At 65.2% G+C, this 24668-nt stretch carries 31 protein-coding genes and 1 pseudogene; 4 read left to right on the top strand and 28 right to left on the bottom strand.

Going from position 1 to position 24668, the window contains the following annotated elements; all coding sequences use genetic code 11:
- Positions 1 to 45: 45 nt before the first annotated feature.
- The 3 genes and pseudogenes from ptsP to P7644_RS02140 form a co-directional block, all read right to left on the bottom strand.
- Complete coding sequence (gene ptsP / locus P7644_RS02150) at positions 46 to 1815, bottom strand: phosphoenolpyruvate--protein phosphotransferase (RefSeq protein ID WP_404301370.1); 1770 nt, start codon at positions 1813 to 1815, stop codon at positions 46 to 48.
- Positions 1816 to 1836: 21 nt separating this feature from the next.
- On the bottom strand, positions 1837 to 2106 hold the full coding sequence (locus P7644_RS02145) for an HPr family phosphocarrier protein (protein WP_404301369.1): 270 nt from the start codon (positions 2104 to 2106) through the stop codon (positions 1837 to 1839).
- Positions 2078 to 2525: pseudogene (locus tag P7644_RS02140) on the bottom strand (PTS sugar transporter subunit IIA); the annotation flags it as partial. The pseudogene P7644_RS02140 and the gene P7644_RS02145, both read right to left, overlap by 29 nt.
- 237 nt (positions 2526 to 2762) lie before the next feature.
- On the opposite strand from P7644_RS02140, the gene P7644_RS02135 reads away from it, so the two are divergent.
- Both P7644_RS02135 and P7644_RS02130 read left to right on the top strand, forming a co-directional pair.
- Positions 2763 to 3266, top strand: a complete 504-nt coding sequence (locus tag P7644_RS02135) for a TlpA disulfide reductase family protein (RefSeq protein WP_404301368.1) — start codon at positions 2763 to 2765, stop codon at positions 3264 to 3266.
- 213 nt (positions 3267 to 3479) lie between these two features.
- A complete protein-coding gene (locus tag P7644_RS02130; RefSeq protein WP_404303103.1) occupies positions 3480 to 3923 on the top strand; it encodes a GNAT family N-acetyltransferase in 444 nt (147 codons plus the stop codon).
- A 114-nt stretch (positions 3924 to 4037) separates the two neighbouring features.
- Here P7644_RS02130 and P7644_RS02125 read toward each other — a convergent pair whose 3' ends face one another.
- From P7644_RS02125 to P7644_RS02020, 22 genes are all read right to left on the bottom strand, one after another.
- Positions 4038 to 4544 (bottom strand): peroxiredoxin, encoded by a 507-nt coding sequence (locus P7644_RS02125; RefSeq protein ID WP_404301367.1) that lies wholly within the window; start codon positions 4542 to 4544, stop codon positions 4038 to 4040.
- A 116-nt stretch (positions 4545 to 4660) separates the two neighbouring features.
- Positions 4661 to 4930, bottom strand: a complete 270-nt coding sequence (gene rpsQ, locus P7644_RS02120; protein ID WP_317700493.1) for a 30S ribosomal protein S17 — start codon at positions 4928 to 4930, stop codon at positions 4661 to 4663.
- Between the two features lie 13 nt (positions 4931 to 4943).
- Positions 4944 to 5141, bottom strand: coding sequence for a 50S ribosomal protein L29 (gene rpmC, locus P7644_RS02115; protein WP_187735275.1), 198 nt, complete (start codon positions 5139 to 5141; stop codon positions 4944 to 4946).
- An 11-nt stretch (positions 5142 to 5152) separates the two neighbouring features.
- Positions 5153 to 5569, bottom strand: a complete 417-nt coding sequence (gene rplP, locus P7644_RS02110) for a 50S ribosomal protein L16 (RefSeq protein WP_013517326.1) — start codon at positions 5567 to 5569, stop codon at positions 5153 to 5155.
- A gap of 2 nt (positions 5570 to 5571) precedes the next feature.
- On the bottom strand, positions 5572 to 6441 hold the full coding sequence (gene rpsC, locus P7644_RS02105) for a 30S ribosomal protein S3 (RefSeq protein WP_404301366.1): 870 nt from the start codon (positions 6439 to 6441) through the stop codon (positions 5572 to 5574).
- Positions 6442 to 6457: 16 nt separating this feature from the next.
- Entirely contained in the window at positions 6458 to 6790 is a 333-nt protein-coding gene (gene rplV, locus P7644_RS02100; protein ID WP_020229468.1) for a 50S ribosomal protein L22, read from the bottom strand.
- Positions 6791 to 6799: 9 nt separating this feature from the next.
- On the bottom strand, positions 6800 to 7078 hold the full coding sequence (gene rpsS, locus P7644_RS02095; protein ID WP_024813777.1) for a 30S ribosomal protein S19: 279 nt from the start codon (positions 7076 to 7078) through the stop codon (positions 6800 to 6802).
- A 9-nt stretch (positions 7079 to 7087) separates the two neighbouring features.
- Complete coding sequence (rplB, locus tag P7644_RS02090; protein WP_404301365.1) at positions 7088 to 7912, bottom strand: 50S ribosomal protein L2; 825 nt, start codon at positions 7910 to 7912, stop codon at positions 7088 to 7090.
- A gap of 3 nt (positions 7913 to 7915) precedes the next feature.
- Positions 7916 to 8230 (bottom strand): 50S ribosomal protein L23, encoded by a 315-nt coding sequence (gene rplW, locus P7644_RS02085; protein WP_011803744.1) that lies wholly within the window; start codon positions 8228 to 8230, stop codon positions 7916 to 7918.
- A complete protein-coding gene (gene rplD / locus P7644_RS02080; RefSeq protein ID WP_404301364.1) occupies positions 8227 to 8847 on the bottom strand; it encodes a 50S ribosomal protein L4 in 621 nt (206 codons plus the stop codon). Before rplD ends, rplW begins: the two co-directional genes overlap by 4 nt.
- Positions 8847 to 9521 (bottom strand): 50S ribosomal protein L3, encoded by a 675-nt coding sequence (rplC, locus tag P7644_RS02075; RefSeq protein ID WP_404301363.1) that lies wholly within the window; start codon positions 9519 to 9521, stop codon positions 8847 to 8849. The genes rplD and rplC overlap by 1 nt, the downstream gene beginning before the upstream one ends.
- Before the next feature lie 224 nt (positions 9522 to 9745).
- On the bottom strand, positions 9746 to 10057 hold the full coding sequence (rpsJ, locus tag P7644_RS02070; RefSeq protein ID WP_005796953.1) for a 30S ribosomal protein S10: 312 nt from the start codon (positions 10055 to 10057) through the stop codon (positions 9746 to 9748).
- Between the two features lie 27 nt (positions 10058 to 10084).
- Complete coding sequence (tuf, locus tag P7644_RS02065; protein ID WP_317700467.1) at positions 10085 to 11275, bottom strand: elongation factor Tu; 1191 nt, start codon at positions 11273 to 11275, stop codon at positions 10085 to 10087.
- 179 nt (positions 11276 to 11454) lie between these two features.
- Positions 11455 to 13563: an elongation factor G gene (gene fusA / locus P7644_RS02060; protein ID WP_404301362.1), complete on the bottom strand. Its 2109-nt coding sequence runs from the start codon at positions 13561 to 13563 to the stop codon at positions 11455 to 11457.
- A gap of 82 nt (positions 13564 to 13645) precedes the next feature.
- A complete protein-coding gene (gene rpsG / locus P7644_RS02055) occupies positions 13646 to 14119 on the bottom strand; it encodes a 30S ribosomal protein S7 (RefSeq protein ID WP_404301361.1) in 474 nt (157 codons plus the stop codon).
- A gap of 164 nt (positions 14120 to 14283) precedes the next feature.
- Positions 14284 to 14661, bottom strand: coding sequence for a 30S ribosomal protein S12 (gene rpsL, locus P7644_RS02050; protein WP_209423176.1), 378 nt, complete (start codon positions 14659 to 14661; stop codon positions 14284 to 14286).
- A gap of 124 nt (positions 14662 to 14785) precedes the next feature.
- Positions 14786 to 15949 (bottom strand): D-alanyl-D-alanine carboxypeptidase family protein, encoded by a 1164-nt coding sequence (locus P7644_RS02045; protein WP_404301360.1) that lies wholly within the window; start codon positions 15947 to 15949, stop codon positions 14786 to 14788.
- Between the two features lie 248 nt (positions 15950 to 16197).
- Positions 16198 to 16833: an alpha/beta hydrolase gene (locus P7644_RS02040; protein WP_404301359.1), complete on the bottom strand. Its 636-nt coding sequence runs from the start codon at positions 16831 to 16833 to the stop codon at positions 16198 to 16200.
- A gap of 86 nt (positions 16834 to 16919) precedes the next feature.
- Complete coding sequence (locus tag P7644_RS02035) at positions 16920 to 17261, bottom strand: (2Fe-2S) ferredoxin domain-containing protein (protein WP_404301358.1); 342 nt, start codon at positions 17259 to 17261, stop codon at positions 16920 to 16922.
- 11 nt (positions 17262 to 17272) lie between these two features.
- Positions 17273 to 18370, bottom strand: a complete 1098-nt coding sequence (locus P7644_RS02030; RefSeq protein WP_404301357.1) for a VanZ family protein — start codon at positions 18368 to 18370, stop codon at positions 17273 to 17275.
- A 16-nt stretch (positions 18371 to 18386) separates the two neighbouring features.
- Positions 18387 to 18815: a CopD family protein gene (locus P7644_RS02025; protein ID WP_404301356.1), complete on the bottom strand. Its 429-nt coding sequence runs from the start codon at positions 18813 to 18815 to the stop codon at positions 18387 to 18389.
- Between the two features lie 138 nt (positions 18816 to 18953).
- Positions 18954 to 19694, bottom strand: coding sequence for a biotin/lipoate A/B protein ligase family protein (locus P7644_RS02020; RefSeq protein WP_404301355.1), 741 nt, complete (start codon positions 19692 to 19694; stop codon positions 18954 to 18956).
- Between the two features lie 68 nt (positions 19695 to 19762).
- On the opposite strand from P7644_RS02020, the gene hemB reads away from it, so the two are divergent.
- Both hemB and P7644_RS02010 read left to right on the top strand, forming a co-directional pair.
- The gene (hemB, locus tag P7644_RS02015) at positions 19763 to 20770 is read left to right on the top strand and encodes a porphobilinogen synthase (protein ID WP_404301354.1); all 1008 of its coding nucleotides are present in this window, start codon (positions 19763 to 19765) and stop codon (positions 20768 to 20770) included.
- Between the two features lie 39 nt (positions 20771 to 20809).
- Complete coding sequence (locus P7644_RS02010) at positions 20810 to 21973, top strand: magnesium transporter CorA family protein (protein WP_404301353.1); 1164 nt, start codon at positions 20810 to 20812, stop codon at positions 21971 to 21973.
- Between the two features lie 41 nt (positions 21974 to 22014).
- On the opposite strand, the gene P7644_RS02005 is transcribed toward P7644_RS02010, so the two are convergent.
- The 3 genes from P7644_RS02005 to P7644_RS01995 form a co-directional block, all read right to left on the bottom strand.
- Positions 22015 to 22701, bottom strand: coding sequence for a dienelactone hydrolase family protein (locus P7644_RS02005; protein ID WP_404301352.1), 687 nt, complete (start codon positions 22699 to 22701; stop codon positions 22015 to 22017).
- Positions 22702 to 22851: 150 nt separating this feature from the next.
- Positions 22852 to 23787, bottom strand: a complete 936-nt coding sequence (locus P7644_RS02000; RefSeq protein WP_404301351.1) for a GGDEF domain-containing protein — start codon at positions 23785 to 23787, stop codon at positions 22852 to 22854.
- Between the two features lie 370 nt (positions 23788 to 24157).
- Positions 24158 to 24658, bottom strand: a complete 501-nt coding sequence (locus P7644_RS01995; protein ID WP_404301350.1) for a hemerythrin domain-containing protein — start codon at positions 24656 to 24658, stop codon at positions 24158 to 24160.
- Positions 24659 to 24668: the final 10 nt, after the last annotated feature.

The raw sequence follows: 24668 nt of genomic DNA, 5'->3' as shown, positions 1-24668 counted from the left end.
CGCCAACGCGCGCCGTAATGGCGCAATCAGCTACTGATTAAATAGCTAGGAGGCAGCCAGGCAGACGCCTGGGTCGTCCGCGGCCAGCACCTGCTGCGCCCATTCGGTCAGCTTGCGCACGTCGGCACGCAGCACTTCCTGCTTGACGGCCAGGATTTGCGCAGGCTGCATGGAGAAGCTGCGCAGCCCCAGCCCCAGCAGCAACCGGGTCATGGCCACGTCGCCGGCCATCTCGCCGCACACGCTCACGCTCTTGCCCTGGCTTGCACCTGCGGCGATCACGTCGGCCACCAGGCGTAGCACGGCCGGGTGCAGCGGGTCGTACAGGTCGGCCACGGCCTCGTCGGCCCGGTCTATGGCCAGCGTGTACTGGATCAGGTCGTTGGTGCCTATGGACAAATAGTCGAAGTAGCGCAGGAACTGCCGCACCATCAGCGCCGCGGCCGGCACCTCGATCATCGCGCCCAGCTGCACCGCCCCATAGACGGCGCCGCGTGCATTGAGTTCGGCGCGCGCCAGGTCCACCTGGGCCAGGGTCTGGCGAATCTCGCTCACATGCGCCAGCATGGGAAACAACAGCCGCACCGGCCCATGCACGGCGGCGCGCAGCACGGCACGCAGCTGGGTGCGGAACATGGCCGGATCGGCCAGGCTCCAGCGAATTGCGCGCAGGCCCAACGCAGGGTTCAGCGAGCTGTCCTTGTGCCCCTTGTCCAGCGGCTTGTCAGCCCCCACGTCGATGGTGCGTATGGTCACGGGCAGGCCCTGCATGCCCTCCACCGCCTCTCGGTAGGCGCGGTATTGCTCCTCCTCATCGGGCAGGCGACCGTTGCGCCCCATGAACAGAAACTCGCTGCGAAACAGCCCGACACCCGCCGCCCCCGCGCGCAGGGCTGCGGCGACATCCCCCGGTTGCTCGATGTTGGCCAGCAGCTCTATGGCCTGGGCATCGAGCGTCACGGCCGGCGTATGGCGCAGTCGCGTCAGGCGCTCGCGCTCCAGATTGATCTGGCGTTGACGAAACCCGTATTCGGCCAGGATGATGGGCGAAGGATCGACGATGATTGCGCCGGCATCCCCGTCGATGATGATCCAGTCGTCCTGGCGCACCAGCTGGCTCGCGCCGCGTGCGCCGACAACGGCCGGGATGTCCATGCTGCGCGCCACGATGGCCGTGTGGCTGGTTTTGCCACCCACGTCGGTGATGAAACCGGCGAATACGCTCTGCTTGAATTGCAGCATGTCGGCGGGTGACAGGTCGTGCGCCACCAGCACCAGCGGCACGTCGACGGCGTCACCCTGCAGGTACTCGGCCTCGGCACCGGCCTCGGCCTGGCGGCGCGGGCCTGCGGGCGGCGGCGCGACGGGTCCGGCCACGCCCTTCATGCGGCGCAGGATGCGCTCCACCACCTGTTCCAGGTCGGCCTTGCGCTCGCGCAGATAGTCGTCCTCCATTTCGTCAAACTGGCGGCTGATGATCTCCAGCTGCGTGGTCAGCGCCCATTCGGCGTTGTAGAGACGGTCGGTGATCCAGTACTTGACGCCGCTGACCAGCATCTCGTCCTGCAGCAGCATCAGGTGCACGTCCAGCAGTGCAGCAAGCTCGGGCGGAGCATCCTGGGGCATGTCGGCGCGCAGGCGCTGCAGTTCCTCTATGACGGCGTTGCGGCCGTTGCGCACGCGCGCAATCTCGTCCTGCACCTGCTGCGGCTCGATGAAGTAATGCGCCACCTCCATGCGGCTGGAGGCTGCCAGCACCGCACGTCCTATGGCAATGCCGCGTGCGACTGCCAGGCCATGAATGGAGAAGGTCATGCGCGTCCCTTTGCTTGCTACCTATTCGCCCTCGCCAAACTTGCCGTCGATCAGCGTCAGCAGCGCCTGCATGGCCTCGCCCTCCTGCGCGCCGTCGGTCTCGATCTCGACCTGAGAACCCAGGCCCGCCGCCAGCATCATTACTCCCATGATGCTCTTGGCGTTGATGCGGCGCTCGCCCTTGCTCATCCACACATCACAGGGATAACTGCCTGCGAGCTTGGTGAGCTTGGCCGAGGCGCGGGCGTGCAGGCCCAGCTTGTTGCTGATGGTGATACTGTTCTTGATCATGAAAGGCAAGTCGGTTTGGGGCTTGCTGAGCTGGCCGCAGCCACCTGCACCACCCCTTGGGTGGCGCCGGCCAAGGCGCGTACCGCCAAGGCCGCCAGCGGCTCGCTGCGATAGCACACGGCACGCAGCAGCATGGGCAGATTCACGCCGGCGACAAGACGCGAGTGCTCATCGTCGACCAGTCGCTGGGCCACGTTGCACGGCGTGGCGCCAAGCACATCCGCCAGCACCAGCACGGACGCCGGCCCCTGGCGCGCCAGCAGGTCCCGGGCAGCGGCCAGCGTCTGCTCCGGTGGCTCACGGGGCGGAACGTCCAGCGCCAGCACATCATCGGCACAGTCGGGAAACACATGCAGCGCGCATTCGCGCAGCGCGTTGGCCAAGGGGGCGTGGGCAATGAGGAGGATGCGTGTATTCATGGCGGCAACAATGTCACGCATTATCGCCGTGCCCATCATGCGCCGTGCCGGCTGGCCCATCACTGCATCATCAGGCTGGCAAGCATGAGGGCGATTCTTCCCAAGGACTCCGGCACGGCACGGGCGGGCGAACTTTCCGCTTGCGAGCCAATCCCATGATCAACGGGGTGTATCGCTGCCTGCGGCACAATCGCCCGCAGGCAGCGCCCTGATCCGGCGCACAGTAAGGAACGTGGTATGCAAATCAAACAGTGGCTCGTGGCCGGCGCAGTGGCCGCATGTGCCGTCATCGGCGCGGTGGTCGTATGGGGTTCGGGCACATCACAGGCGCCGCAAACAACCTTTGTGCTGCTCGACGGTTCGCAGAACACCACGGCCGACCTCAAGGGCAAGGTGACCCTGGTGAACTTCTGGGCTACCAGCTGCACCACCTGCGTCGCCGAAATGCCGGAAATCGTCGCCACCTACGAAAAATACAAGGAACAGGGCTTTGAAACCTTGGCCGTGGCCATGAGCTATGACCCGCCAAGCTACGTGGTGAACTTCACCGAAACGCGCAAACTGCCGTTCAAGGTGGCCATAGACAACACCGGCGCCGTGGCCAAGGCCTGGGGAGATGTGAAGCTCACGCCCACCACCTACATCGTCAACAAGCGCGGCGAGATCGTTAAAAGCTACGTGGGCGCGCCTGACTTCGGGGAGTTGCACAAGCTCATAGAACGACTGCTGGCCGAAGCCTGACGACCCCGGCATGCTCGGCCTGCACATTGGGCTTGGACCTGTGCAGCGCGGCGGTGGTGGCAGCACCGAGCACCGCATTGGCGTGGTGGGTATCGGGTCTGAGGGCCACCTGACTTGCCGCTAAACTGAGACATCGCCCATAACCACCCTCGTTTTCAAGCAGTGGATCCCTCGCCCCCCATTCGTCTGTTCACCCCCGACCAGCCCCATGAGATGGATGCCGTACGGGCCATCTTCCAAGAATATGCGGACAGTCTGGACGTAGATCTGGAGTTCCAGGGCTTCAGCGACGAACTCGCCCAATTGCCGGGCGAATACGCAGCACCCCGCGGCCGGCTGTTACTGGCCGAGGTGGACGGCAGCATCGCCGGCTGCTGCGCCCTGCGGCCGCTGGACAACGTGGACTACGCCAACGCCGGAGAGATGAAGCGCCTGTACGTGCGCAAGCCATTTCGTGGCTTCGGCCTGGGGCGCCAGCTGGCCGAGGCGATTTTGGACGCCGCCCACCAGGTCGGCTACGCCTGCGTGCTGCTGGATACGCTGGACGGCATGGAGGCCGCGCGCGCACTGTATGCCGAACTGGGGTTCGTCGAGATACCGCCCTACTACCACAACCCTGTGGCCGGGTCGCATTATCTGAAGGCCGACATCAGCTGATGCTTGCAGGGTTATTTTCGAGCAAAACGCACGTCCAACAAGCGTATAAAGCTATCATTTTAGTTGCAAATACCGTGCAAACCCACGGGCCTGCACGGTATTCACGGGGCCTGATCAGGCCTTCGTCTGGGCCAGCAGAGTGGCAGCGTCGCTGACCTCGAACTTGCCTGGTGCCTCCACGTTCAGTACGCTCACCCTGCCATCCTTGACCAGCATCGAATAGCGGTTGCTGCGCAGGCCCAGGCCCTTGCCGTTCAAGTCCAGCGTCAGGCCCGTGGCCTTGGCAAACGCGGCATCGCCGTCGGCCAGCATGCGCAGCTTGCCCTCGACCTTCTGGTCGCGCGCCCAGGCGCCCATGACAAAGGCATCATTCACCGACAGGCACCAGATCTCATCCACACCGGCGGCCTTGAGGGCCTCGGCCTGCGCCACATAGCCCGGCACATGCTTGGCCGAACAGGTGGGCGTGAATGCGCCCGGCACGGCAAACAGGGCGATCGTCTTGCCGGCGGCCGCCTTTTGCACATCCACGGGGTTGGGGCCTAGGCTACAGCCATTGCCCTCGACTTCCGAATACTCCATCAGCGTGATGGCGGGCAGCTGATCACCAACTTGGATCATGTGACTCTCCTGGTTGCAAGGTTGACAGGGGCGCACAAGCGCAAACCCCAAAAAGAAAAACGACCCACATTGTGGGTCGTTTCTCGTTGTCATGCAGGCGCTAGGCCGGCTAAGACTTAGACCAGTGCGGCCTTTTGCACCAGGCGCGTGGCCACCCAGTTCTTGGTCTTGGAAAGCGGACGGCTTTCCGTGATCTCGATGGTGTCGCCCATCTTGTACTCGCCGTTTTCGTCGTGGGCGTGATACTTGCTCGACTTGATCATGATCTTGTCGTAGATGGGGTGCTTGACACGGCGCTCCACGAGCACGGTCACGGTCTTGGTACGCTTGTCGCTGACCACCTTGCCAACCAAGGTGCGCTTGAGGGATGGTTTAGCTTCCGTCATGTTCGCTCCTGGATTACTTGGCGGCTTGCTTTTCAGCAAGAATGGTCTTGGCGCGGGCAATGTCACGGCGCGTGGTACGCAGCGTATTGGTATTGCCCAGTTGTTGCGTGGCTTTTTGCATGCGCAGGCCAAAGTGGGCCTTTTGCAGCGACTTGATTTCGGCTTCCAGGCCGGCCACGTCTTTTTGGCGGAGTTCAGCAGCTTTAGTCATGTTGATTCTCCTTAGGCGCCAATCTGACGGGCAACGAAGGTGGTGCGCAGCGGCAGCTTGGCAGCAGCCAGGCGGAACGCTTCGCGGGCCAGTTCTTCGGGCACGCCAACGATCTCGAACACCACCTTGCCGGGTTGGATCTCGGCCACGTAGTACTCGGGGTTGCCCTTGCCGTTACCCATACGCACTTCGGCGGGCTTGGTGGAAATCGGCTTGTCGGGGAAGACGCGGATCCAGATACGACCGCCACGCTTGACGTGACGCGAGATCGCACGACGTGCGGCCTCAATCTGGCGGGCCGTCAAACGGCCACGATCCGTGCACTTCAGACCGAAGTCACCAAAAGCCACCGAATTACCACGCGTGGCGATACCGGTGTTGCGGCCTTTTTGCTCCTTACGGAACTTGCGGCGAGCAGGTTGCAGCATGTTTATTCTCCTTTGCCGTCCGCCGCTGCGGCAGCGGGCGCGCTCTTGACGCGCTTAACGGAATCGCCACCGGCGCCGGCAGGCTTATCGCTACCGTCGGCAGGGGCTGCATTAGCGCCCATGGGGCGGCGGCCACCACGGCCGGCGCCGTCACGGCGGCCATCACCACGGCCGTCGCGGCGCGGACCGCGGGGACGGCGCTCCTCTTCAGGGCGCGGCGTCTCAGCGGCGGGCAGATCATTGCGGCCCAGCGTGTCGCCCTTGTAGACCCACACCTTCACGCCGATCACACCGTAGGTGGTCTTGGCTTCAGAGGTGCCGTAGTCGATATCGGCGCGCAGGGTGTGCAGGGGCACACGACCTTCGCGGTACCACTCGGTACGGGCGATTTCGATGCCGTTCAGGCGGCCGGCGGACATGATCTTGATGCCCTGGGCGCCCAGGCGCATGGCGTTCTGCATGGCGCGCTTCATGGCGCGGCGGAACATGATGCGCTTCTCGAGCTGCTGGGTGATCGAGTCGGCGATCAGCTTGGCATCGATCTCGGGCTTGCGCACTTCCTCGATGTTCACGGCCACCGGCACGCCCAGGCGCGTGGCGAGTTCCTTCTTCAGGTTCTCGATGTCCTCGCCCTTCTTGCCGATCACCACGCCCGGACGTGCCGAGAAGATGGTGATGCGCGCGTTCTTGGCGGGGCGCTCGATCAGGATGCGCGAGACGGCGGCGTTTTTCAGCTTGGCCTTCAGGAACTCGCGCACCTTGATGTCTTCGGCCAGCATGCCGGCGAAGTCACGGTTGCTCGCGTACCAGCGGCTGGCCCAGTTGCGGCTGACCGACAGGCGAAAGCCGGTAGGATGGATTTTCTGTCCCATATTCTTCCTCTGGCCCTTAGTTACCCACGGTCACATAGATGTGGCAGGTCGGCTTGCTGATGCGATTGCCGCGGCCCTTGGCTCGCGCCGTGAAGCGCTTGAGCGTGGTGCCCTGCTCGACGAAGATGGTCTTGACCTTCAGTTCGTCGATATCGGCGCCGTCGTTGTGCTCGGCGTTGGCAATGGCGGACTCCAGCACCTTCTTGACGATCACGGCTGCTTTTTTCTGCGTGAAAGCCAGGATGTTCAGAGCCTGATCCACCTTCTTGCCGCGGATCAGGTCAGCAACCAGGCGACCCTTGTCCACCGACAGACGGACGCCCCGGAGGACTGCACGTGTTTCAGACATGGTCGTTCCTTACTTCTTCTGGACTTTTTTGTCCGCGGGGTGACCCTTGAAGGTGCGCGTCAGGGCGAACTCGCCCAGCTTGTGGCCCACCATCTGGTCGGTGACATAAACCGGCACGTGCTGTTTTCCGTTGTGCACGGCAATGGTCAGTCCGATGAACTCGGGCAGAACCATGGAGCGACGCGACCAGGTCTTGACTGGTTTCTTGTCCTTGGTGGCGATGGCCTTTTCGACCTTAGCCAGCAAGTGATGGTCAACAAACGGACCCTTTTTGAGAGAACGAGTCATTTGCTTGCCTTACTTCTTGCGACGCGACACGATCATGGTCTGCGTACGCTTGTTGTTACGGGTGCGGTAGCCCTTCGTCAGATTGCCCCATGGGTCAACTGCGTGACGGCCTTCGCCGGTACGGCCTTCACCACCACCGTGCGGGTGGTCGATCGGGTTCATGGCCACACCACGCACCGTCGGACGAATGCCCATCCAGCGCTTGACACCGGCCTTGCCGAGCTGGCGCAGGCTGTGTTCGCCGTTGGCGACTTCGCCAATCGTGGCGCGGCACTCGATATGGATCTTGCGCACTTCGCCCGAACGCATGCGCACCTGGGCGTACATGCCTTCGCGCGCCAGCAGCGTGGCGGACGTGCCGGCCGAGCGGGCGATTTGCGCACCGGCACCGGCCTTGAGCTCAATGCAGTGAATGGTCGAACCCACCGGGATGTTGCGGATCGGCAGCGTGTTGCCGACGCGGATCGGGGCTTCGGAGCCGCTCACGATGGAGGCGCCCACTTCCAGGTTGCGCGGGGCGATGATGTAGCGACGCTCGCCGTCGGCATAGCACACCAGGGCGATGTGGGCCGAGCGGTTGGGGTCGTACTCGATGCGCTCCACCTTGGCGGGGATGGCGTCCTTGTTGCGACGGAAGTCCACCACGCGGTAGTGGTGCTTGTGGCCACCGCCCTTGTGACGGGTGGTGATGTGACCGTTGTTGTTGCGGCCGGCCTTCTGGAACTGGGGCTCCAGCAGCGCAGCGAACGCCTCTCCCTTGTGCAGGTGGTCACGCGAGATCTTCACCGTGCCGCGACGGCCCGGGGAAGTCGGTTTGATCTTGATAACGGCCATGGTTTACGCGGCCTCCCCGGACAGGTTCAGCTCTTGACCTTCCTTCAGCAGCACATAGGCCTTGCGCACGTTGTCGCGGCGGCCCATGGTCTTGCCAAAGCGCTTGGTCTTGCCTTTGGTGTTCACCACAGAAACGCCCTTGACCTCTACCTTGAACATCAATTCCACAGCGGCCTTGATCTCTGGCTTGGTTGCGTTCTGCAGTACCTTGAACGTCACGGCATTGGACTTCTCGGCAACCATGGTGGCCTTTTCGGACACGATGGGAGCGACCAACACCTGCATCAGACGACCTTCGTCAAACTTGAGTGTGCTCATGCGAACATCTCCTTGAGTTTGTCGATTGCGCCCTTGGTGACGAGCACTTTCTTGTAGTGAACCAGCGACACGGGGTCTGCATAACGCGGCTCGACGACGAACACGTTTTTCAGATTGCGCGAGGCGAGGTACAGGTTTTCATCGACCTCGTCGGCGATCACCATCACCGATTGCAGGTTCATGGCCTTGAACTTGTCGGCCAGCACCTTGGTCTTGGGGCTTTCCAGCTTCAGCGAGTCCACCACCGCCAGACGGCCTTCGCGGGCCAGCTGCGAAAGAATGGACGCCATACCGGCACGGTACATCTTCTTGTTGATCTTCTGCGTGAAGTTTTCTTCGGGCAGATTCGGGAAGATGCGACCGCCCCCACGCCACAGCGGCGAGGAGGTCATACCGGCACGTGCGTTGCCGGTGCCCTTCTGCTTGAAGGGCTTCTTGGTCGAGTGACGCACCTGCTCGCGATCCTTCTGGGCGCGCGTGCCTTGACGGGCATTGGCCTTGTAGGCGACGACGATCTGGTGAATCAGGTCTTCGTTGTATTGACGATCGAACACGGTCTCGGGCACATCCACCTTGGATGCGGCCAGGCCCTGTTCATTCAGGAGTTCGAGCTGCATTAGTTCGCCCCTTTGGAAGCTTTGGCCTTGATGGCCGGACGCACCGTCACGAAGCCACCCTTGGAGCCCGGAACAGCGCCCTTGATCAAGAGCAGTTGGCGTGCCTCGTCGATGCGAACCACGTCGAGGTTTTGCGTCGTGACCGTGACGTCACCCAGGTGACCGGTCATCTTCTTGCCAGGGAACACGCGGCCCGGATCCTGCGCCATACCAATGGAGCCAGGAACATTGTGCGAGCGGCTGTTACCGTGCGAGGCGCGCTGCGAACCGAAGTTGTGGCGCTTGATGGTGCCGGCGTAGCCCTTGCCAATGGAGGTGCCTTGCACGTCCACCTTCTGGCCCACGGCGAACACATCGGCCACGGGCACGGTAGCGCCTGCGGCGTACTTGCCAGCGACTTCAGAGGTCACAGGGAATTCGCGGATGATTTCACCGACTTCGACACCCGCCTTGGCGAGGTGGCCGGCTTCAGGCTTGGTCACACGCGAAGCTTTGCGCGCGCCGAACGTGACCTGCAGGGCCACGTAGCCATCGTTCTCTTGGGTTTTCACCTGGGTCACGCGGTTGTTGGACACATCCACCACCGTGACGGGCACTGCGTCCCCGTCATCGGTGAACAGACGCATCATGCCCACCTTGCGGCCCAGCAACCCGAGGGAGTTGCACAGACTCATTGGTTTTCTCCAAAACTTTCACCGCCCTGACTGCAATTGGCCCAGGCGTTTGCGCCGACTGGCTATCCAGGGCGCATGAAAGAAGGTTGATAAAACTCCACGCATGCGCGCCAAAAAAAGGCGCAAAAACGCGAAGCCGCAAAGTATAACGCGGACTGCTTTTTCAAGCAAGTCCGCGTTGTGTAGGGCGCTGCCTCACGGCCTCGCCACTGCTGCCGCAGGGATTACTGCAGCTTGATCTCGACGTCCACGCCGGCCGGCAGGTCGAGCTTCATCAGCGCGTCCACCGTCTTGTCGGTGGGGTCGACGATGTCCATCAGACGCTGGTGCGTACGGATTTCGAGCTGGTCGCGGCTGGTCTTGTTGACGTGCGGCGAACGCAGGATGTCGAAACGCTTCATGCGCGTCGGCAGGGGCACGGGGCCCTTGACGATGGCGCCGGTGCGCTTGGCAGTGTCAACGATCTCGGCAGCCGACTGGTCGATCAGCTTGTAGTCGAAGGCCTTCAGGCGGATACGGATTTTTTGCTTGGACATTGGGTATTCCTTCAGTGGTTGCGAGGATTACGCAATGATCTTGGCCACGACGCCGGCGCCGACGGTACGGCCGCCTTCACGGATGGCAAAGCGCAGACCTTCTTCCATGGCGATGGGGGCGATCAGCTTGACGGTGATCGACACGTTGTCGCCGGGCATGACCATTTCCTTGTCCGCGGGCAGCTCGATGGAGCCGGTCACGTCGGTGGTGCGGAAGTAGAACTGGGGGCGGTAGTTGTTGAAGAAGGGCGTATGGCGGCCGCCTTCGTCCTTGCTCAAAACATACACCTCGGCCGTGAAGTGGGTGTGCGGCTTGATGGAGCCGGGCTTGCACAGCACCTGGCCGCGCTCGACGTCTTCGCGCTTGGTGCCGCGCAGCAGCAGGCCCACGTTGTCGCCGGCCTGGCCCTGGTCCAGCAGCTTGCGGAACATTTCCACGCCGGTGCAGGTGGTCTTTTGCGTGTCGCGGATACCGACGATTTCGATTTCCTCGCCGACCTTGATGATGCCGCGCTCGACACGACCCGTGACCACGGTGCCGCGGCCGGAGATGGAGAACACGTCTTCCACGGGCATCAGGAAGGCGCCGTCCACGGCGCGCTCGGGCGTGGGGATGTAGGTGTCCAGGGCTTCGGCGAGCTTGAGGATGGCGGGCTCACCCTTGTCGGATTGGTCGCCTTCCAGGGCCAGCTTGGCAGAGCCGCGGATGATGGGGGTGTCGTCGCCAGGGAAGTCGTACTTGTCCAGCAGCTCGCGCACTTCCATTTCCACCAGCTCGAGCAGCTCTTCGTCGTCCACCATGTCGCACTTGTTCAGGAACACGATGATGTAGGGCACGCCCACCTGGCGGGCCAGCAGGATGTGCTCGCGCGTCTGGGGCATCGGGCCGTCGGCGGCCGAGCACACCAGGATGGCGCCGTCCATCTGGGCGGCGCCGGTGATCATGTTCTTCACATAGTCGGCGTGGCCGGGGCAGTCCACGTGGGCATAGTGGCGGTTGGCCGTTTCGTACTCGACGTGCGAGGTGTTGATGGTGATGCCGCGCGCCTTTTCTTCAGGAGCGTTGTCGATCTGGTCGTAGCCCTTGGCTTCGCCGCCGAACTTCTTGGACAGCACCGTGGCAATGGCCGCCGTCAGCGTCGTCTTGCCATGGTCCACGTGACCGATCGTGCCCACGTTCACGTGGGGCTTGGTACGTTCGAATTTACCTTTTGCCATTTCAATCTCTCCAAAGAGCAATGCCTGTGTGTGGGTTTAACGTCTGCACCCGGTTGCTTGATCGCCTCGCACAGGGCAACGAGGCGGCACCGGGTCGCAGATTGCAAAAATCTTTTGCTATTTTATTAATAGCTTCCAACGCTTTTCATATAAGCGTTAGAGGCCATTTTTATGCCAAATTACTTGGCGCGCGCCGCCACAATGGCTTCGGCCACGTTGCGCGGAGCTTCGGCGTAGTGCTTGAACTCCATCGTGTACGTAGCGCGACCTTGGGTCATGGAGCGCAGCGACGTGGCGTAGCCGAACATCTCGGACAACGGCACCTCGGCCTTGATGGCCTTGCCGCCGCCGACCATGTCGTCCATGCCCTGCACCATGCCGCGGCGGGAAGACAGGTCGCCCATCACGGTACCGGCGTAGTCCTCGGGCGTCTCCACTTCCACGGCCATCATGGGCTCGAGGATGACGGGGTTGGCCTTGCGCGCGGCCTCCTTGAAGCCGAAGATGGCGGCCATCTTGAACGCCTGCTCGGACGAGTCCACGTCGTGGTAGGAACCAAAAGTCAGAGCCACCTTGACGTCCACCACCGGGTAGCCCGCCAGCACGCCGGAGGTCAGGGCTTCGATCACGCCCTTTTCCACTGCGGGGATGTACTCGCGCGGCACCACGCCGCCCTTGATTTCGTCCAGGAACTCAAAGCCCTTGCCCGGCTCGTTGGGTTCCAGGCGGAACACCACGTGGCCGTACTGGCCCTTGCCGCCGGACTGGCGCACGAACTTGCCGTCCACGTCCTTGACGGTATTGCGGATGGTTTCGCGGTAGGCCACCTGGGGCTTGCCGACGTTGGCTTCCACGCCGAACTCGCGCTTCATGCGGTCGACAATGATTTCCAGGTGCAGCTCGCCCATGCCGGCGATGATGGTCTGGCCCGATTCCTCGTCGGAACGCACGCGGAAGGACGGATCCTCGGAGGCCAGGCGCGACAGGGCGATGCCCATCTTTTCCTGGTCGGCCTTGGACTTGGGCTCGACGGCCTGGGCGATCACGGGCTCGGGGAAGACCATCTTCTCGAGCATGATGTGGTTGTCCAGGTCGCACAGGGTGTCGCCCGTGGTCACTTCCTTCAGGCCCACGCAGGCGGCGATGTCGCCGGCGCGGATTTCCTCGATTTCCTGGCGCTCGTTGGCGTGCATCTGCACGATACGGCCGATGCGCTCCTTCTTGCCCTTGACGGCGTTGTACACCGTGTCACCCTTGGTGAGCACGCCCGAATACACGCGCACAAAGGTCAGCTGGCCGACGAAGGGGTCGGTCATGAGCTTGAACGCCAGGGCCGAGAACTTCTCGTTATCGTCGGCCTTGCGCGAAAGCTTTTTCTCTTCGTCTTCCGGATCGGTGCCGGCCACGTCGGGGATATCCACCGGCGAGGGCAGCAGGTCGAGCACGGCGTCGAGCATGCGCTGCACGCCCTTGTTCTTGAAGGCCGAGCCGCACAGCATGGGCTGGATTTCGGTGGCGATGGTGCGCTGGCGCAGGCCGGCGATGATCTCGGCCTCGGAGAGGTCGCCCTCCTCCAGGTACTTGTTCATCAGCTCTTCGCTGGCCTCGGCTGCCGCCTCGACCATGTTCTCGCGCCACTTGTTGCAGGTCTCGACCAGATCGGCGGGGATGTCGGCGTACTCGAACTTCATGCCCTGCGAGGCTTCGTCCCAGATGATGGCCTTCATCTTCAGCAGATCAACCACGCCCTGGAATTTGTCTTCCGCGCCGATCGGCACCACGATGGGCACCGGGTTGGCCTTCAGGCGCAGCTTCATCTGCTCCACGACCTTGAAGAAGTTGGCGCCGGTACGGTCCATCTTGTTGACGAACGCCAGGCGCGGCACCTTGTGCTTGTTGGCCTGGCGCCAGACGGTTTCCGACTGGGGCTGCACGCCACCCACGGCGCAGTACACCATCACGGCGCCGTCGAGCACGCGCATGGAGCGCTCCACCTCGATGGTGAAGTCCACGTGGCCGGGGGTGTCGATGATGTTGATGCGGTGCTCGGGGCGCGACAGGTCCATGCCCTTCCAGAAGCAGGTCACGGCCGAGGAGGTGATGGTGATGCCGCGCTCCTGCTCCTGCTCCATCCAGTCGGTGGTGGCGGCGCCGTCATGCACCTCGCCCAGCTTGTGGGTCACGCCGGTGTAGAACAGGATACGCTCGGACGTCGTGGTCTTGCCGGCGTCGATGTGGGCCGAGATACCGATATTGCGGTAGCGCTCTAGGGGGGTTTTGCGTGCCATGATGATGGTCTTTCGTTAACGGATAAAGCCCGATCGCCAATGGGTGACGAGCGGGCTACCGGCCTTCGAGGGGTTGCGAGGATTAGAAGCGGAAGTGGCTGAAGGCCTTGTTGGCCTCGGCCATGCGGTGCACTTCGTCACGCTTCTTCATGGCACCGCCACGGCCTTCGGTGGCTTCCATGAGCTCGTTGGCCAGGCGCTGGGCCATGGACTTCTCGCCACGCTTGCGCGCGGCCTCCTTGATCCAGCGCATCGACAGCGCCAGGCGGCGCACGGGGCGCACTTCCACGGGCACCTGGTAGTTGGCGCCGCCCACGCGGCGGGATTTCACTTCCACCATGGGCTTGACGTTGTTGATGGCCGTGGTGAACACCTCCAGGGCGTTCTTCTCGGGCTGCTTCTTCTCGATCAGTTCCAGGGCGCCATAGATGATGCGCTCTGCAACCGCCTTCTTGCCGCCTTCCATGATCACGTTCATGAATTTGGACAGCTCGACGTTGCCGAACTTGGGATCCGGCAGGATTTCACGTTTGGGGACTTCGCGACGACGTGGCATTTTTTACCTCTATCTTGCTTCAGTTGGCACCGTTTCCGGCACCGCGAGAGTCAATCTTCAGGACTCCCACTTACTCGACCCGCGCACAACATGTGCGTTTGGGGTCACTACGCTGCACCACCGCGCCACGCGGGGGACAGCACCGAAATTTCCGAAAAGCCGGATTACTTGGCCTTCGGGCGCTTGGCGCCGTACTTGGAGCGCGACTGCTTGCGGTCTTTCACGCCTTGCAGGTCGAGCGAACCGCGCACGATGTGGTAACGCACACCGGGCAAGTCCTTCACACGGCCGCCGCGCACCAGCACCACGCTGTGCTCTTGCAGATTGTGGCCTTCGCCGCCGATGTAGGAGATGACCTCGAAACCGTTGGTCAGACGCACCTTGGCCACCTTACGCAAAGCCGAGTTAGGCTTCTTGGGCGTGGTGGTGTACACACGGGTGCACACGCCACGGCGCTGGGGGCAGTTTTCCATGGCAGGGCTCTTGGATTTGACAACTTCGACCGTGCGGCCCTGACGCACGAGTTGGTTAATGGTTGGCATTAATACGTCCCTAAACGTGAATGAAAAGCGAAAACGTGATTCCCTTCGGAAATTCCGAAAAGCTTTCTAATGTACCAGTTTGGCGATGCATAGGCAATCACCCTGCCCAAAGCCCGCGCCCCGCTTACTTGATCCACAGGCGGATGGCGTCCCAGGCGCGGCCGAAGATGCCGGCCTGCGCCACGTCCTCCAGCGCCACCAGGGGCACCTCGGCCACCTGCACATCGCCCAGCTTCACCTTCAGCATGCCGATGGACTGACCCTTGGTGAAGGGCGCGACCAGCGGGTCCTGGCGCACGATCTCGGTGCTCAGCTTGCCGGCACTGCCCGAGGGCACGGTGACCACGATGGACTCCGAGCGGCCGATCTTGAGCGTGTTCTGCGAGCCCTTCCAGACGGCCGGCGTGGCCGCGGCCTGGCCGGCATCGAACAGCTTGACGGCATCGAACGCCGTGTAACCCCAGTTCAGCAGCTTCTGGCTTTCGTTGGCGCGCGCGTTCTCGCTGGCGGCCCCCAGCACGATGGACAGCAGGCGGCGCTGCCCCACGTTGGGGAAGTCGCGCTTGGACGTGGCCACCAGGCAATAGCCCGCGGCCGCCGTATGGCCGGTCTTCAGGCCGTCGACCGTCGGGTCGCGGAACAGCAGCGCATTGCGGTTGTTGCTGTTGGAGGCCGGCGTGCCCTCGTAGCGGTATTGCTTGGTGGCGTAGTAATGCATGTACTGCGGGAAGTCCTGCATCAGCCGCGTGGCGAGCGTAGCCAGGTCGCGCGCCGTGGTGGTGTGACCGGGCTCGGTCAGGCCCTCGGGGTTCTTGTAGGCGGTGTTCTTCATGCCCAGCGCCTTGGCCTGCTCGTTCATCAGGCGCACGAAGTTCTCCACGGTGCCGCCCACGCCCTCGGCCAGTGCCATGGTGGCGTCGTTGCCCGACTGCACGATCATGCCCTTGAGCAGGTCATCGACCGGCACCTGCATCTTGGGATCGATGAACATGCGCGAGCCCGGCATCTTCCAGGCGCGCTCGCTCACGGGCAGGCGCTGCTCCAGCGTGATCTTCTTGGCGCGCAGCGCGTCAAAGACCAGGTAGCCGGTCATGAGCTTGGTGAGCGAGGCCTGCTCCACGGGCGCATCGATGTCCTTGGATGCCAGCACCTGGCCGGCCGTCACATCCACCAGCAGGTAGTTGCGCGCGGCAATCTCGGGGGGCTGGGGTGCCTGGGCCCAGAGCATGGCGGGAGCCATCAGGGCGGCACAGGCGAGGGATCGCAGCGAGGACAGCAAGAACTTCATGGCGGGAACAAAAAACGGGAAAAAGGGCAAGAAAAAAGTGGCCTATGCGGCCTGCGAGAAACACGGGCGCCGGGTGGGGGCGCCGCTCAGAGGTTGAGAATAAATTGGCCGTGCCCGAGAGGCGCGTCAAAACGCACCCAATCGAGGCGCAAAACGCAGCCATGGCTCGGGCTATGGCGAGTATTTGCAACGATGAGTGGGGGTGTTTTGGCGTGCAAAGCGGGCATGGGGGATTTTTTCTCAACCTCTCAGATCAGCGCCTGCAGGTGGCGCGCAACCAGGCCCCTGAGGAGCGGCAATTGTCCGTGAAAGAAATGCCCGCCTCCGGGCACAACCGTAACCGGCAGTGTCTGCGGGCGCGCCCAATCCATCACCGAGGCCAGCGGCACGGTTTCATCATGCTCGCCATGCACGATCAGGGTGCGCAGCTGCGCCTCGGTGGGCACGGGCGCCACCGTGAAGCGGCTGGCCGCCGTGCCCACGAGCACGGCAGCGACCACCTCGCGCTCGCCCCACAGCCGCGCCAGCGCATGGCTGGCGACAAAGGCGCCGAAGGAAAAGCCCGCCAGCGCAACCGGCCCTTGGGGCGCCACCTGCCGCACCACGGCCAACAGGTCTTCGAGCTCGCCCTGGCCATCGTCATGCACGCCGGCCGAGCCGCCTACCCCGCGGAAGTTGAAGCGCACGGCGGCAAAACCGCTGGCCACGAAGGCGCGCGCCAGGGTCTGCACCACCTTGTTGTCCATGGTGCCGCCAAACAGCGGATGCGGGTGGGCGATCACGGCCACGCCGCGCGGCGCAGCGCCGGCGGCCGCGGCATCGCGCGCGGCCTCTATCGCGCCGGCTGCTCCCTGGAGGGTCAGGCGCTCGGTCTGGGCATTCACGTTTGCTATCCAATCAAGAGCTTCCAGCGCTTTACCATCAAGCGCCGGAAGCCAAAAACACTATCAACCCACTATCTGAGCGCAAATCAGCGCCCAAGTTCCGGCGGCGCAAGCAGGCGCTCAACCACCTGGCCGTTCTTCAGGTGCGACTCGACGATCTCGTCGATGTCCGCCTCGTCCACGTAGCTGTACCAGATGCCCTCGGGGTAGACCACGGCCACCGGGCCCGCCGCGCAGCGGTCGAAGCAGCCGGCCTTGTTCACGCGCACCTTGCCGGGGCCGGCCAGGCCCTGCTGCTTGACCAGCATCTTGCAGTGCTCGAAGGCCTTCTGTGCGCCATGCTGGGCGCAGCAGTTCTCGCCGTTGGTACGCTCGTTCAGGCAAAAGAAGATGTGGCGCTGGAAGTACGGGGGAGTGATATCGCTCATGGAAGGCGATTTTAGGTTTGAGCCTCACGCCGCGATACGCGCAGCACCACATACATCAGCGCCGCGTAGGGCCAGAGCCAGCCCAGCCACTGGCCCAGGCCGTAGAAACGGATGAAACGCCCCTGCTCCCAAGCCTGCAGCGTCTGGGCGAAGTAGGCGCTGGTGGGCGCCTGGTTCAGCAGGTTCAGGTGCAGCATCAGCACCAGCAGCAGCACCGCCGCGCAGCCGCGCCGCGGCAGCGACGCCAGGGCCAGCGCGGCGGCCAGCCCCACACCCAGCCCGGCACGCGCCGCCGGCGTGAGCCATTCCCAGGCGTGCACGGGGCCATAGCTGAGCAGCGCGGACAAGGCCGTCGCCACCACGCCGACGGCCAGCGTGGCCAGGGCAAACACCATGCGCCGCCCCATGTGGCGCATGATGCAAAAACCCAGCAGGCAGGGAATGAGCAGCCCCAGCGCCACGACCAGCAGCTCGCCGCCCTGCGGCAGCGGCTCCAGCGCCGCATCCGGCACGGGCAGCCAGTCCATGAAGGGCGTGCCCTCCAGCAGGTCGATGAGCGCCGCCTCCAGCCGCTCCCACACCTGCCCCAGGCCGAAGGGCAGGGCCGCCGGAAACAGCAGCGCCCAGGGCCACAGCGCCAGCAGCACCAGCGCACCGCGCGCCTGGGGCACGAACCAGCGCTCGCGCAAGCGGCTCCAGTGCGCGATGGCTCCCAGGCGCTCCAGCAGCGCCGCCGCCAGCGCCCCCAGCAAGGCCCCGGCGGCATTCAGAACCAGATCCATGTTGGACGGTACGCGCCGCGGCAGGAAGATCTGCAGATACTCCATGGACAGCGACAGCAGCGCCCCCGCCAGCGCCGCCGCCGGCACGGCCGCGCGGGGCCAGCCGGTGCGCAGCAGGGCCAGCGCCAGCAGAAAGCCCAGCGGGGCGTAGCCGGCCAGGTTCAGGTTGACGTCGAACCAAGTCCAATACGGCGGGGGCATGGGCGCCGTGAGGAACACCCAGGGCGAGATACCCTGCGTGCGCCAGCCATCGAATGGAAACAGGCTGGCAAAGACCACCAGGGCCGCGTAGATGAGCGCCAGGGGCCAGGCAGAGGTCTTGTGCATGGCGCGGCGGCCAGCGTCAGAACGGCTTGACCACCACCAGCACCACGGCCGCGATGAGCAGCAGCACCGGCAGTTCGTTGAACCAGCGGAACCACTTGTGGCTGTGCTGGTCGGTGTTGGCCTCCAGCCTGCCCAGGAGCCGGGCGCAGGCCCAGTGGTAGAGCACCGCCAGCAGCACCACGGCCAGCTTGGCATGCAGCCAGCCATTGCCCGGGCCCATGCCAATGCCATAGCCGAGCCACAGCAAAAGGCCCAGGCCAATGGCCGGCACCGACAGCAGGGTGCTGAAGCGCAGCAGCTTGCGCGCCATCAGCAGCAGGCGCTCGCGCTCGGCCACCGAGCCCGGCTGCACCATGGCCAGGTTCACGAAGATGCGCGGCAGGTAGAACAGACCAGCGAACCAGCTGGCGATGAAGACGATGTGGAAGGCTTTGACCCAGAGCATCGGCGCAGTGTACGGGGTAGGCCGGCAAAAAAAGAGGCCCGGACGAGGCCGGGCTGGTAAAGCCCTGTGGCAATCAACGCCTCCGGGCCCCGCTCAGGGAGGTAAAGCGGGGGGCGGCTGGACCGCCCGGGGCGCAATCTAGCACTCGCGCACGGTGGGCGCAAGCGATGGCGGCGCCCCCAGTACCCGCGCCAGCGCCTCGTGCAGCGCCCGCGCCAGCTGCTGCGCATCCGGCGCCTGGGCGCTGAGCTGGGCGCAGGACACCGTGCGCCGGCGCATCGCGGCCTCGTCGCCGGGCTGATCCAGCGCCTGGCACAGGAGCGCCCAGTCGGGCGGCGTGACCAGGGTGCCGGCCACCAGCAGCACGCCGGTGCGCTGGCGCCGCTGTGCCAGGCCGACGAGCTTGCGCCCGGCCGCGTCCACCACCTCCCAGGGCGCCAGACTGCCATAGCAGGCCCAGGGCACTGTTGCGCCGGTGAGGGCGTTGGCGGCATCCACCTCGGCCGTCGGCAGGGCCCTGGAGGGCACGCCCAGCGCCGCCAGCACCTCCACATGCAGCCGGCCTAGGCCCTGGTAGCTGTCGGGCAGACGCCCCTGCACCCAGGGGTGGGCCAGCGGCAGCACCACCGAGCAGCTGACCATCCACGGCCCGGCCAGCACCGCGCCGCCTCCCGAGGGGCGCAGCAGCAGCTCCACCTGGGGCGCAAGCCGCGCGCGCGCGCCCTCCTCCAACCTGCGCTGCGAGCAACCGAGCACGATGGCCGGCGCGTCATAGGTCCAGACCCGAAAGCGCGGCTGCGCCACGGGCTCCAGCATTTGCTGGTGGTTCCAGGCCTGCTCCTGGACGATGGTGGAAATAGGGCTTTCTAGGACGGTCATGGGCGCAAAGGCTATCACCACCCGGGGTGCCAAGAGACTCGCTGGCGATGTGGGGGACAATCGCCGCCATGCATCTGTCCAGCCCCACACCTTTCCCCGCCAACCGTCCGCGCCGCCTGCGCCGCGATGCGTTCACCCGCAACCTGGTGCGCGAGCACCGCCTGTCGCCGCACGACTTCATCTACCCGGTGTTCGTGCACGAGGGCACGCAGCTGCGCGTGCCCGTGCCCTCGATGCCTGGCGTGGAGCGCCTGAGCCTGGACCTGCTGCTGGGCGTGGCCGAGGAGTGCGTCAAGCTCGGCATTCCCTACCTGGCGCTGTTCCCCTCCATCGACGCGCGGCTCAAGACCCCCGACGGCAAGGAGGCGCTAAACCCCGAGGGCCTGATCCCGCGCGTGGTGCGCGCGCTGAAGCAGGAATTCCCGCAGCTCGGCGTGATGACCGACGTGGCGCTGGACCCCTACACCAGCCACGGCCAGGACGGCATGCTCGACGAAACCGGCTACATCCTGAACGACGAGACGGTGGAGATCCTCGTGGGCCAGGCCCTCACCCATGCCCAGGCCGGCGTGGACATGGTGGCGCCCAGCGACATGATGGACGGGCGCATAGGCGCGATCCGCGACGCGCTGGAGGCGCATGGCCTGATCCACACGCGCATCATGGCCTACAGCGCCAAGTACGCCAGCGCCTTCTACGGGCCGTTCCGCGACGCCGTGGGCTCTGCCGCCAACCTGGGCGCGAGCAACAAGGACGTCTACCAGATGGACCCGGCCAACACCGACGAGGCCCTGCGCGAGGTGGCGCTGGACCTGGCCGAGGGCGCGGACATGGTCATGGTCAAGCCCGGCATGCCCTACCTGGACGTGCTGCGCCGCGTGAAGGACGAGTTCAAGGTGCCGACCTTCGCCTATCAGGTGAGCGGCGAGTACGCCATGCTCAAGGCCGCCGCGCAAAACGGCTGGCTGGACCACGACAAGGTGATGCTGGAATCGCTCCTGGCCTTCAAGCGCGCGGGCGCCGATGGCGTGCTGACCTACTTCGCCCTGGACGCCGCACGTTTGCTCACAAAATAAGAGCTGTTATCACTTTCCAGATAAGCGCTGGAGGCTGATTTGACCGAAAAACCAACGATCCGCGTCTTTCACCTCCAGCCCGGCGTCGGCGCCCAGGAACTGGCGCGCCTGCCCGAGGCGCCGCCGGCGCGGGGCTTTTACTGGATCGCCTGCACGCGCGCCGCCTTCGGCGCCGAGCTGGCGCGCCTGCAGGCCGTGCTGCAGGCGCTGGCCGGGCAGCAGCTGGTGGACCTGCATGTATCCGACCTGCTCAACGCCCAGCTGCCCTCGCACTACGACTACACCGCGCAATACGACCTGCTGGTGCTGCGCCGCCTGGCCACGGCGCCAGGCGGCGCCACGCCACTGCTCACGCCGCCGCGCGGCGGCCCGCCCGTGCTGCGCCGCATAGACACCAGCCCCGTGGGCTTTGCCGTATTCGAGCCGTTGCTGCTCTCCGTGCACCCCGAGGACTGCGGCGTGCGCGACGCCTATGCGGCGCGCCTGCTCGCGCCCCTGACCGGCACCAGCGCGCCCGCCACGGCTGCCGAGGCCGTGGTGCGCGAGCTGCGCAGCGGCCCCGTGGCCGGCGCGCGCCTGCCGGCCAGCCCGGCCGACCTGATGCTGCGCGTGGCGAACCAGATCGTGGACAACTACCTGGACCTGCGCCGCGAGCTCTCGCGCCAGCTCGACCACTGGCAGGCAGAGCTGCTGCGCCCGCGCACGCGCTTTGCCAACTGGGGCGCGCTCTTGGACGCGCGCCTGGCCCTGCACCAGCTCGACGAGATCTGCGAGGACCAGCGCACCGCCGTGCGCGCCTGGCTGGATGCGCTGGAGGGCTGGGCCGCGCCCGAGGGCGACGCCGCGCTGCGCGAGCTGGACCTGCTCAAGGTACGCGGCCGCGACGTGCTGGAGCACATCGAGCGCGTGGTGAGCCATGTGCGGCGCCTGGAGCACAGCACCGAGACCGCCGTGCAGATGCATTTCTCGGTGCAGAGCCACCGCACCAACGACATCATGCGCACGCTCACCGCCCTGACCGCCGTGTTCCTGCCGCTGAACCTGATCGCCGGCATCTTCGGCATGAACTTCGAGTTCATCCCCCTGGTGCACCAGCAGGACGGCTTCTGGTGGGCCATGGGCGCCATGGGCGGCATCTCCGCAGCCCTGGTGGCGCTGTTCTGGCGCAAGCGCTACCTGGCGCGTACCGGCCGGGGCTCCTGAACCGCCATGCGTGGCCCGGGCAATGGCCGCCCCGGCCCGGACTACCCCAGATGCGTGGCCAGAAAGGCCAGGGTGCGCTCACGCGCCGTGCGGGCCGCCGCCGCGTCGTAGCTGGCGCGCTGGTCGCAGTTGAAACCATGGTCGGCGGCGTAGATCTCGACCTGCACCTCGGGGTGGGCCTGGGCGAAGGCCTGCACGCTGTCCTGCGTGATCCAGTGGTCGCGCGCACCGAAATGCGTCAGCACCGGCACGCGCGGCTGGCGTGCCGCCTCGGCGGCCGAGGTGATGCCGCCGCCGTAGTAGGGCACGGCGGCAGACAGGCCGTCGAGCATGCAGGCCGCGCGCCAGGCGAGCAGCCCGCCCCAGCAATAACCCACCACGCCCACCTTGCCGTTCTGGCGCCTGGCGTAGTCGATCGCGGCCTGTATGTCGGGCAGCACACCCGGCGCGGGCAGGCCTTCCACGGCGCTCTTGAGCGCCATGCCGGCCTGCATGCCGTCCGCCCCGTAGCCCAGATCCACGTCCTTTTGCACACGCGCAAAGGTGGACGGCGCCACCGCCAGGTAGCCATGCGCGGCATACCAGTCGGTCACGGCGCGGATGTGGCTGTTGACACCAAAAATTTCCTGCAACACCACCACCGCCCCGCGCGGCGCGCCATCGGTGCGCGCCACCCAGGCGGGAAAGGTGAAGCCGTCGTCCGCTGTAAGGTCTACCCACTGTCCCATGTCGCAATCTCCCGAATGTGTGGCGCAATGCCCTGCAAACCTGTTCCAAGCAGCGATTGTTTCAGGAGTCGCGCGTCGATGGCAAAGATTGTGCTGCTCATCAGCGCCGGGAACATGCTGGGCGCCCAACCGGGGCGCCCGGCCGCGGGATCAGGCCAGGGCGGCGTCCTCGATGCGGTTGCGTCCGCCATGCTTGGCACGGTAGAGCCGGCGGTCCACCTCGTCAAGAAAAGGCATGGGCTCGTCATGTGCGCCCGGAATGATGGTGCCGATGCCGACGCTCACCGTGAGTTGCTCTCCGAGGGGCGAGCCCGCGTGGGCGATCCCCGCGCCGGAGATCTCCTGCATGCAGCGCTGCGCCACCGCGCGCGCCGCCGGTGCATCGCTGCCGGGCAGCAGCAGCACGAATTCCTCGCCCCCGTAGCGCGCCAGGCAGTCTTGCGGTCGGTGGGCGGCGCGCTCCAGCGCCCTGGCCACGCGCCGCAGGCACTCGTCGCCCTCCACATGGCCGTACTGGTCGTTGTAGCGTTTGAAGAAGTCCACGTCGAACATCAGCAGCGACAGCGGCCGCGCGTTGCGCCGCGCGTCCTGCCACTCGCGGGCCAGCACGGCATCGAACTTGCGCCGGTTGGCAACCCCCGTGAGCCCGTCGCGGAACGACAGGTCCTCCAGCTCCTGCTGCAGCTGCAGCAGCTTTTCTTCGTTCTGCTTGCGCTCGGTGATGTCGAACATGAAGCCCACCAGCGCCACCACGCCGCCCTGCAGGTCGCGCACCACGTGCACCACGTCGCGGATCCACACGTAGTCGCCGCGCGCGGTGAGTGCGCGATAGTCGGCCTCATGGTCCACGCCGCACTGCGACTGCGTAATGCAGAAGTTGACGACACGCTCGCGGTCGTCGGGGTGCATGCGCTCGGCCCAGTCCTGCACCGTGCGCCAGCTCGTGGGCGCCCAGCCCAGCAGGTCTTCGATCTGCGGGCCGATGTAGGAAAACGTCGCCGTGGCCCAGTCGATTTTCCAGGGAATGGCGCGCGTGGATTCGAGCAGGGTGCGGTAGAGCGCGCTATCGGATGCATGGGGCGTCATGGTTGCTCGGGCTGGCCGTGAAGACGCAGCAAGCTTAGCAGGGCTCAGTGAAAACTGCCGGCACGCTGCGCTGACGAACGCCACGCCGCCGTGGTCCAGGCACGCCCCGTCGCCGGGTGCCACTTGCACACCAGCCAGCTCCAGCGTGCCACCGTGCCCCCCCCCCCGCATCATCATCGACCGCACACGCACGCCAGCGGCCCCAAGTGGTCGCACAGGCCGGCGTGCAGCATGTGCGCGGCTGGGGCGAGCGGTGCATGGCGTACAGGTACAGGCTGCACGCGGCCCAGGGCTCGTCCAGCGGACGCAGTGCAAACAGCGCCGCGCCGGCATAGGCCGCGGCCGGGATGTGCCCCTGCTGCGCCGGACCTCAGGCTGCCACCACGGCCTCCACGGGAGTGGCGTCGTCGCCCGAAGAGCAGGCGCCGCCACAGCCGTGGATGAGCTCCGCCGGCAGCGCCTCGGGCGTGCGCATGGTGCCCGTGGCGGGGTCGAAACCGACGGCGCGCAGGTGCTGCGCCAGGGCCGCGTCCATGGCATCGGTGTGCCGGGGGAACCACACGGCCAGCTCGGCCGCCATGGCGCGCAACACGGCCGGCTCACCCCGGTCCGTGCCCCCGCGCATGATCTTGAGCACCATCTGGTGCTGCGCGCTGTGGCAGTTGCCGGCGGCAAAGCGCGTGGCCTGCATCCAGCGGTCCTCCTGGCCGAAATGGGCCTCGGTGTGCGCCACCAGGCGCCGCCAGGCGTCGATGAGGCTCGCATCGTCCGCGTCCTCCACGGCCTGCAGCAGCGCCACGAATTCGCGGTGCGTGTCGTCCATGGGCGGCAGATCGAGCGCCAGTTCGTCGGACCATTGCAGTGCGGCCATGCGGTATTCC

The organism is Alicycliphilus denitrificans, from assembly GCF_044792555.1.
Classification (GTDB): Bacteria; Pseudomonadota; Gammaproteobacteria; order Burkholderiales; family Burkholderiaceae_C; genus Alicycliphilus; species Alicycliphilus denitrificans_A.
This window is presented reverse-complemented; position numbering and strand designations above follow the sequence as displayed.